Source organism: Sphingobacterium bovistauri, assembly GCF_020295405.1.
Lineage (GTDB): Bacteria > Bacteroidota > Bacteroidia > Sphingobacteriales > Sphingobacteriaceae > Sphingobacterium > Sphingobacterium bovistauri.
The window spans coordinates 98,851-108,012 of the sequence record NZ_JADEYP010000010.1 but is presented as its reverse complement, the minus strand read 5'-3'; the positions used below and the strand labels follow the sequence as shown (position 1 = coordinate 108,012).

8 protein-coding genes are annotated in these 9,162 nt (G+C 31.2%); 6 read left to right on the top strand and 2 right to left on the bottom strand.

Going from position 1 to position 9,162, the window contains the following annotated elements; all coding sequences use genetic code 11:
• The first annotated feature begins 600 nt into the window (after positions 1-600).
• A complete protein-coding gene (locus IPZ78_RS07260) occupies positions 601-1,215 on the top strand; it encodes a response regulator (RefSeq protein WP_225552338.1) in 615 nt (204 codons plus the stop codon).
• Between the two features lie 63 nt (positions 1,216-1,278).
• Here the strand turns inward: IPZ78_RS07260 and IPZ78_RS07255 are convergent, their stop codons facing one another.
• Entirely contained in the window at positions 1,279-2,928 is a 1,650-nt protein-coding gene (locus tag IPZ78_RS07255) for a fibrobacter succinogenes major paralogous domain-containing protein (protein ID WP_225552337.1), read from the bottom strand.
• 28 nt (positions 2,929-2,956) lie between these two features.
• On the bottom strand, positions 2,957-3,151 hold the full coding sequence (locus IPZ78_RS07250) for a hypothetical protein (RefSeq protein WP_225552336.1): 195 nt from the start codon (positions 3,149-3,151) through the stop codon (positions 2,957-2,959).
• A 439-nt stretch (positions 3,152-3,590) separates the two neighbouring features.
• On the opposite strand from IPZ78_RS07250, the gene IPZ78_RS07245 reads away from it, so the two are divergent.
• The 5 genes from IPZ78_RS07245 to IPZ78_RS07225 all read left to right on the top strand — a co-directional run bounded on the left by IPZ78_RS07245 (position 3,591) and on the right by IPZ78_RS07225 (position 9,144).
• Entirely contained in the window at positions 3,591-5,222 is a 1,632-nt protein-coding gene (locus IPZ78_RS07245; protein ID WP_225552335.1) for an ABC-F family ATP-binding cassette domain-containing protein, read from the top strand.
• Between the two features lie 78 nt (positions 5,223-5,300).
• A complete protein-coding gene (locus tag IPZ78_RS07240; RefSeq protein WP_225552334.1) occupies positions 5,301-5,522 on the top strand; it encodes a VF530 family protein in 222 nt (73 codons plus the stop codon).
• A 502-nt stretch (positions 5,523-6,024) separates the two neighbouring features.
• On the top strand, positions 6,025-7,176 hold the full coding sequence (locus IPZ78_RS07235) for a Pycsar system effector family protein (RefSeq protein ID WP_225552333.1): 1,152 nt from the start codon (positions 6,025-6,027) through the stop codon (positions 7,174-7,176).
• Between the two features lie 7 nt (positions 7,177-7,183).
• Positions 7,184-8,065 carry an SdiA-regulated domain-containing protein gene (locus IPZ78_RS07230; RefSeq protein WP_225552332.1) on the top strand — a complete coding sequence of 294 codons (882 nt, stop codon included), beginning with the start codon at positions 7,184-7,186 and terminating at the stop codon, positions 8,063-8,065.
• Positions 8,065-9,144 (top strand): metallophosphoesterase, encoded by a 1,080-nt coding sequence (locus IPZ78_RS07225; protein ID WP_225552331.1) that lies wholly within the window; start codon positions 8,065-8,067, stop codon positions 9,142-9,144. The genes IPZ78_RS07230 and IPZ78_RS07225 overlap by 1 nt, the downstream gene beginning before the upstream one ends.
• Positions 9,145-9,162: the final 18 nt, after the last annotated feature.

Below are 9,162 nucleotides of genomic sequence, written 5' to 3'. Positions count from 1 at the left end.
AAAGCGGTATTAAGTGTTCGACTATAATCTCTTTTATTGAAATAAAAAAGTTTTGGTTATTGTAATCAATAAAATTTGAAAAGCATTGGAAACAAGTGAACTTAGAGTTGCGAACATAAGGATAGTAATAAATACAAAATATATTAAATATCAACTATTTACATCCTTCAATAAAAATCAAAATCTTAATAAGGGGTTCGACAGGACTCCCTCCTAGCCCGCGAAAAGTCCTTACATTTATGTAAGGACTTTTCTATTATAGCAGTTTCCTGATCTGCTCGCTCTAACGCGAAAAATATTACCACTAAAAAATACTTAGTGTCCCTCCCCATCTCTCTGCCGTAATACATAAAACCATTGTAATAGATTTGATAAAAAATCAAAATGATTAAGGAACAAAGCTTTTCAAATTATAATCTTTCCTTAGTTATGAAAACATTCTCTTTCATTCTACTATAAAACACCTAAAAAAGAAACAAACACGAAGATTTTCTTATATATTTTTTTAACGGTTAGGGTTTAAATAGTAGAAAAACAATTGATTGTATAAAAAAATATTGTATAATTGGTTGCTTTTTCAATCATACATCTACAATAAACATGAAGCGCATTATATTAATTGAAGATCATCCAATAGTAGTGTTCAATTTAAAACTTGGGTTGCATGGCCAAGAAGAAGTTGAAATTGTTGAAACATACAATTCCGGAAAACTTTTGCTTTCATCACAAATTCTACAAGATATAAATCTAGCCCTATTAGATATTAATCTACCGGATATAAATGGATTCGATATATGTAGATTTTTGAAAACAAACCATCCTCACATTAAAATAATTGGAATATCTTCATTTGAAGATTATGAACATATTTCCCTACTGTTAGAAAATGGGGCTGACGGATATATTGTAAAAGGAGCTAAAAATTCAGAGATGTTAGAAGCTATCGATTCCGTGTTGAATGGAAATCAATATTTTTGTCAAATAGCAAAACAAGCAATCAAAGATGCACATAATGAAAATGAAAAATTTGTTCAACTGACAAAGAGAGAGCAAAAAATAATCGATCTTTTCAAAACTAATTCTGATTTGACATTCCTAAGCGAAGAAATTGGCGAAGACGCACAAACTACATCTATTTTCTTGAAACTTTTAAAAGAAAAAATTGAGTTTTATAATCTTGAAATAACATTACCAGACTTTAACAATAACTGTTAAAGCCCAGTAACACCATTTTCAATGATAGATACAATATATTAAGCAAAGTAGCAACAATACAGACTAAAGATTTTTAACACATCTTATGCTAAATCCATAAGTCTTAGGGTATGTTGTTACTATTTCATTACCAGCAGAATCTCCATTACCACCTCTTTCATCAATTTCAACACTCGTACCATTATTATTATTAGATCCCTGTGTACTTGACCAATACAATCCATCATTAACATTAGCTACAGTACAGTTTGAGCCAGTTATCCAACCTGCTTCGTGAAAATATACTTTTTCACCATTATTAGCATTAAAATACACATAACCACGACAATCATTTCTACATGTAGAGCCGACAGTCAAAGGGTCATTTTCATATCCGTAAGAGGTTTTACCTAGGCTTTCCAAATCGCTTAAGCTCGGAGTTCTCCATGTATTTTCAGGATATACCTTAGCGCAAGGATCTCCATTTATCAATGCTAAACTAGGATTTGTATTATTAATACCTTTAGGATACAACTTTCCAAATTCAAAATAATGATTACAAGAGTGTTGAACTCTGCTCATGTAAGGTTGATCAAACTTAAATGAACTAGAAGTTGCATCATAAAATAAATTACCAGTTGCCCATACATTGTTTCCAATTGGTTGCCCCTGCCAAATATATGCATATACTCTATAAACAGTACCTAAGCCACCAACAAACCCATTAACAGTGGCTGTTTTAAGACTTCCATTTGGAACTAATGTAATTGATTGATTATTTTTTAATACGGTTAAATTAGTAATTGAAAAGTCTATTTCAGATAACGCAGATGATGTATACAACTTATTGTCAGAAACTTTTTGCGCAGAAGCAGCACTACCCAAAGATTCGTTTAAATTACCAAAAGTTAATGAAGAATTGGATAGGATTGAAGACTTCGCATTACCTACTCTAGCTCCATTTTTCAAATTAAAATCATGTGTAGTTAATACAACATTATTTATTTTTGCAGATACATTCGTAATGGCACTTGCGAAGTATGATAATGCATCAATTGCAACTGATATACGTGAAGTCTTATGTTTAAAAGTCAACACCTCTCTATGCGGAGTTTGACCTAAATTAATAGTACCAGTGGCCAGCAAGAAGGGTGCATTATTTTTTGATTCGATTATAGGGTTATCAAAGTCCGCTGGTAAAGGTGGGATAGTCGTATTGTTATATGAATACGCATAATAAGTATACACCCTGTCTATATCTAACGAAATTTTAAAGAAGGCTTGCCCTACATTGACAGTAACATCATTTTTAAAAGTTTCTACACCATTTATATTTTCATAAATTAGCATTTTATAAACAGTACTTCCTTGCATAAAAGTTAAGGCGGATTTATTACTTTTTTTATCCCAAAGATTACTGCTCAGTGCATGTTTTACATGATTATTAGAAGGAGTTGAATTTGTGAATTCAATAAAAAAGTCTTCACCACTAATTATATTATTTGTATTAAATTCTTTTGAACTTTTTGAGTTATTAATAATATTAGTTGTATTTGACTGTACGTCATAAATTACAGGATCTTCTATCCCCCCTACTTCAAAAGACACGTCTACAATTTTGTCACTATTTTCATTGATTTCACTTTTTTCTGATTTACAGCTTATATTAACCACAAACAGAATCATAGTAAAAAATACTATTCTATTTAAGAAAGATAATTTTGTAATCGTCATGTGTAAAATTGTTTTAGAATGTAAATTATTAATTAAAAAATATATCAACATCTCTTTTCTCAACCGTAGGATCTTCTATAATTGGATGGCCATCATTACTATTACCAAACTCGACATCTACCTTGGAGCTACTTGCAATAGAATTTTCAATATTTATAACAAACAAGCTAATCACGGGTCTCTTATATTTAAGTATTCCGCTGTTTTTAATGCTTCTATTCATAATGAATTAGTTTAATGTGATTGTGAGATGTTTAATTTTTAATAGAAACATTAGTTTAGTTACTAATATTTTTTAAAAACCAACTTAATAAACTTAATCACAAGTAAGGTTTTGTTAAAATAATATATACATATTGTAGATACAAATCTACACTAGTTAACGAAAATACTTTTTTGATTAATAAATTTAAACATAAAGAATGCGATAACAACCGCCGTTTTATAAATAATTTATTTAAAACTTAATTAGTATTAAAAAATCTTACTAATTACATTATAAAACTAATAGGTAAAATAAAATCTAATTATAAAGATTACATATCAATAAATAATAAAAATATACAGCTGTTTTCTTTGATCATAGAGCGTTTGTCAATATGCCAAAGGACCATTAATTATAATCTTTCTTATATCTTTGCAACTACTTAATTTTTTTTATTGTGATTGATGTAAATAACGTCTCTGTAACATTTGGAGGCACCACTTTATTCTCAGATGTTTCTTTTTCTATTAATGAAAATGACAAAATAGCCCTAATGGGTAAAAACGGGGCAGGCAAATCTACACTACTAAAGATCATAGCAGGTGTCGGCAAGGCGACTACTGGTGGTGTTTCTGGACCTAAAGATGCTGTTATTGCGTACCTACCTCAACATTTATTGACTGAAGACAATCTAACTGTTTTTGAAGAAGCTTCTAAGGCTTTTGTTGAAGTCTACAACATGCGTGATGAATTAGAAGAGCTTAATGAACAGCTAACGATACGTACGGATTATGAGTCTGACGATTATATGAAATTAATCGAACGCGTATCAGAATTGAGCGAAAAATTTTATTCAATCGAGGAAACAAATTATGATGCAGAAGTAGAAAAGGTTCTTAAAGGGCTTGGTTTTGAACGTACGGACTTTGTGCGCCAAACTTCAGAATTCTCTGGTGGCTGGCGTATGAGGATTGAATTGGCTAAAATTCTACTTAAAAAGCCTGACTTAATTTTATTAGATGAACCAACAAATCATATGGATATTGAAAGTATCCAATGGTTAGAAGAATTTTTAGTCAACTCCGCTAAAGCTGTAATTGTAATTTCGCACGACCGCACATTCGTAGATAACATTACGAATCGTACAATAGAGGTTACGATGGGGCGTATTTACGATTACAAAGCTAAATATTCGCATTATCTTGAATTAAGGAAAGATCGTCGTATGCATCAATTGAAAGCCTATGAAGAACAACAAAGATTCATTGCTGACAACCAGGAGTTTATCGATCGTTTCAAAGGCACTTATTCTAAAACGCTACAAGTACAATCACGTGTTAAAATGCTGGAAAAGCTGGAAGTCATTGAAGTGGATGAAGTTGATAATTCTGCATTACGATTAAAATTTCCTCCATCTCCTCGCTCTGGCAACTATCCTGTCATCGTGGAGGATCTTTCTAAATCTTACGGTGATCATGTTGTTTTTGAAAAGGCTAATCTGGTGATTGAGCGTGGTCAAAAATTAGCTTTTGTTGGTAAAAATGGTGAGGGTAAATCAACGATGATAAAAGCTATCATGGGAGAAATTGATTTTGAAGGCACATTGAAAGTCGGCCACAATGCAAAAATTGGATATTTTGCACAAAATCAAGCCGCACTTTTGGATGGTGATTTAACTGTTTTTGACACTATCGATCAAATCGCTATTGGCGATGTTCGTGTAAAAATCAAAGATTTACTGGGTGCATTCATGTTTAGCGGTGACGATATGAATAAGAAAGTTAAAGTATTATCTGGGGGTGAAAAAACACGCTTAGCAATGATTAAATTACTCTTAGAACCAGTGAATGTTTTGATCCTAGATGAGCCAACGAATCATTTGGATATGAAAACCAAAGATATTATAAAGGATGCTTTACAGGACTTTGATGGCACATTAATTTTGGTTTCTCACGATCGTGATTTCTTAGATGGTTTAGCGACCAAAGTCTTCGAGTTTGGAAATAAACGTGTGCGTGAGCATTTTGAAGATATCAAAGGTTTCCTAGAGTATAAGAAAATGAGTAACCTTAAGGATATAGAAAAATAATAAAACTATAAAAAGTGAGGTTGTTTTAAATGACCTCACTTTTTATTTTGGAAATACTTATTTAATTATATTTACGAAATGGAACATCAAAAGAACAATCCTCTGCATGGAAAAAGATTGGATACAATATTAGAAGAATTATTAGCCTATTATGACGGTTGGGAAAAGCTTGGTCAAAAAATAGATATCCGCTGTTTCAATGAAAATCCATCCTTAAAGTCATCACTTACCTTTTTACGTAAAACACCTTGGGCTCGCACAAAAGTCGAACAATTATATTTGCGCGTAATAAAACCTTAATCATACCTAATCTATTTCAATGATTAAAACTAAAGCCCTAAAAGAAATTTTAGATTTTTGAATATTCCCAAAAACTTACAAGCTCATTTAAAAACAAACTACCTACTGCTGTGAGAGAACAATATAATTTTTGTTCATACAAACTCATGTAAAACAAGTAAACTGTAGAAAATAAAGCACTTACTCAAACTAATTAAATGAGAGCAAAAGGTTTAGTTAGATTGACGTACAGAAGATATAGTTAGCATTTATCGAATTTGATTGAATGTATTAAATCAGCGATTTCAAAAGTATTATTTAAGGAATTTTATTGCAGAATTCTTAAGAAAACAGCATAATTACATCTAAACACTCTTTTCCTTTTCAATCTTGAAAATACAGTGACATCTAAATGATGATTTAAAGGTAATTTAGTATAATATTTGTAACTTGAAAGTAAGTAATAATATGTTGAAAACATGTATTAGTTTGTTCGATCAAATTATAAATTTTTGAATAATTTATGATAATATATACCGAAATACTAGATAAGGTTAAAACACATATTCAGAGTTTTTATTCTAAAGATTCTGAATGCTATTGTTATCATGGTATAGAACATACCTCACAAGTGGTAAATGCAGTACAAGAAATGTCTCTACACTATGAATTATCTGAAGAAGATAATTTCATTGTGACCACTGCTGCATATTTTCATGATTTGGGGTATATAAATGGCGGGAGTCTTGGTCATGAAAAAAGAAGTGTAACCTTGGCAGAAAACTTCTTAGAACAAGAAAATGTTCCAAAACCCGAAATTCTAAAAATAGCAAACTGCATCTTGTCTACACAAATGCCGCAATCTCCATCGAATTTATTGGAATCCATACTGTGTGACGCTGATTTATTTCACCTCGGTGCTGATAATTTCAGAGAGAAAAGTAAATTAATCCATCAAGAGATTGAAACAACGCATCAGAAGAAAATTGGTAAGGGAATTTGGAGACGTATGACAATTTTACTTTTACAAGAACATACTTTTCATACAGACTATGCAAAGAATAAACTGGAAGAAAGAAAAAATGAAAATTTACAAGCTTTGATTAAAGAAGATAAAAAGGCAAAAGATAAAAGTATTGAAACAAAGAAGCCTGAGCGTGGTATAGAAACAATGTTTCGTATCACGTCATCTAACAATCAACGATTGAGTGATATGGCAGATAACAAAGCTAACATATTGTTGACCGTAAATTCAATTATACTTTCACTTGTTGTTACCGTTTTATTACGCCGTTTAGATAACGAAACACATTTATTAGTACCGACAATATTATTAATGGTAAGTGTAGTGCTCACTATGATTTTTGCAATTCTCGCTACTATTCCAAAAATACCCAATGGTCATTTTGAATTAGACAATGTTGAACGCAAAAAAGTAAATCTACTTTTCTTTGGTAATTTTTATAAATCCAGCTATTCTGACTATGAAGAAGGGATGAATAAAACCATGAAAAATAGCGAGTTACTGTACGGCATGTTAACTAAAGATGTCTATTCTCAAGGGGTATCTTTAGGAAGGAAATATGTGCTATTGCGTTATGCGTATGCTATTTTTATGTGTGGATTAATAGTTTCTGTTATTGCATTTAGCATAGCAGTGGTTTTAGGTAAATAAGAAAATTATGAAAAATAAAGCATTATTAATATTATCGACATTGTTGATGACAGTTATTTCTTCTTGTCAAACATCTAGCAGTGGACAACAGAAGACTAATGAAGCAACTTCATCAGCCGCACCATTTGAATTTGATTTATCTCAACCTATAAAACTTACCTTGAGCTCTATTTTAGATGAAATATCAGGTATTACATTTCATCCAGACAACGCGGGTATATTATATGCTATTCAAGATGAAGATGGTAAGGTATTTACTTATGATATAGCTTCAGAGAAAATAGTTGATGAATTTTCGTTTGGTAAAAATGGAGATTATGAAGATATAGCAACTGATGGTAAGTATATTTATGTGTTAAGAAGTGATGGTGATATCTATTATTTCCCCTTCGCACACAATAATGATAAAAGTTTAGTTAAAATTATTAAAAATGTACTTCCTAAAGGTGAATATGAATCATTAGCATATAATTCCAAAGAGAATACTTTAATTGCACTTTGTAAGGAATGTAAAGTAGATAAGTCTGCTTCTACACTAACAGGGTATACTTTTGAAATCCTTGGTGATGGTACATTAAATAAGCCTACGATGTTTGCAGTACAGATCTCAGATTTGAAAGCATTGGACAATACAATTTCTAAAACAATAAAACCATCAGCTATTACATTTAATCACAAAACAAACGAATGGTATATTATTTCATCTATTGATAAAATTTTAATAGCCACCGATATGAATTTTAAACCAAGATTTGTGATTCCTATCAAACGTGATCAGTTTGAACAACCTGAAGGAATGGCTGTTAACCAAAATGGAGATTTATATATCAGTAATGAAATTAGCAATGCTTTGTCTTCCACTTTATATAAGTTCCAATTAAAAAAATAATGAGGGCTTTACTCCTACCACTTTTGCTGCTATGGTTTAATGGCTTCGGTCAAGTAATCGAACATCGTCTAATTTTATTCGGTGATGCTGGAGAAATAAATAACGGTCAAAAGCAATCCATTAATAAGGCTATAGAACTACTGCTACCAAACAAAACATCAGTATATTTCCTCGGAGATAATATTTACCCTTATGGCATGTCTTTGGAGTCAAAGCAACGAAAAGAAACAATTGATATTTTAGAATCTCAATTTCTTCCATTTATTAAAAAAAACACTTCAGTTACCTTTATTCCAGGTAATCATGATTGGGATCATTCAAGGCAATTAGGTCTTGAGAAGATTAAAGCACAAGAAGCATACATTCTAAGTCAAAATATTACAAACTTACAGTTTGTACCAAAAGCAGGTACATCGGACATTTTTTCTAAAGAAATTACTAATTCAGCTAAAGTTATTTTATTTGATAGTGAGTACTGGCTATTTCCTTTCCATGCCAATCCTGACTCTGCACTTTCCATTGATGTTAGAAATAGATTTTTGGAGGACTTAAAGACTGAACTTGAGCTGAATACCGGTAAGACTATTTTCATACTTTCACATCACCCGATGCGATCATATGGTGAACACGGCAAAAATATAACATGGAAAGATCATGTTTTTCCCTTAACTAGAATATCGAAAAATCTGTATGTTCCATTGCCAATATTAGGCTCTTTGTATCCTTTAGTTCGAACTAAAATTTTTCATTCTGCCGAAGACATCAGTCATCCACTGTATAAGAACTTAGTCAAAGACATTACTGAAATAACTAATAAATATCCAAATGTAGTATTCGTCGCTGGGCATGATCACGGTTTGCAATTAATTGAAGACAATAATTTCATTCAAATCGTAACAGGTTCTGGTGCTAAAAGATCATTTATCGCTAGTCATAGCACACAAAAATTTGTTTCTAATAAACAAGGTTTTTGTATGGTAGATTTTCTAGATACTGGAGACTTTACTATTACATATTTTACAGTTTCAAATGATCAAATTAATAAAAGTTACGAATTTACCATCCCAAAATTAAAGTAATACTTTACATTAACTAGC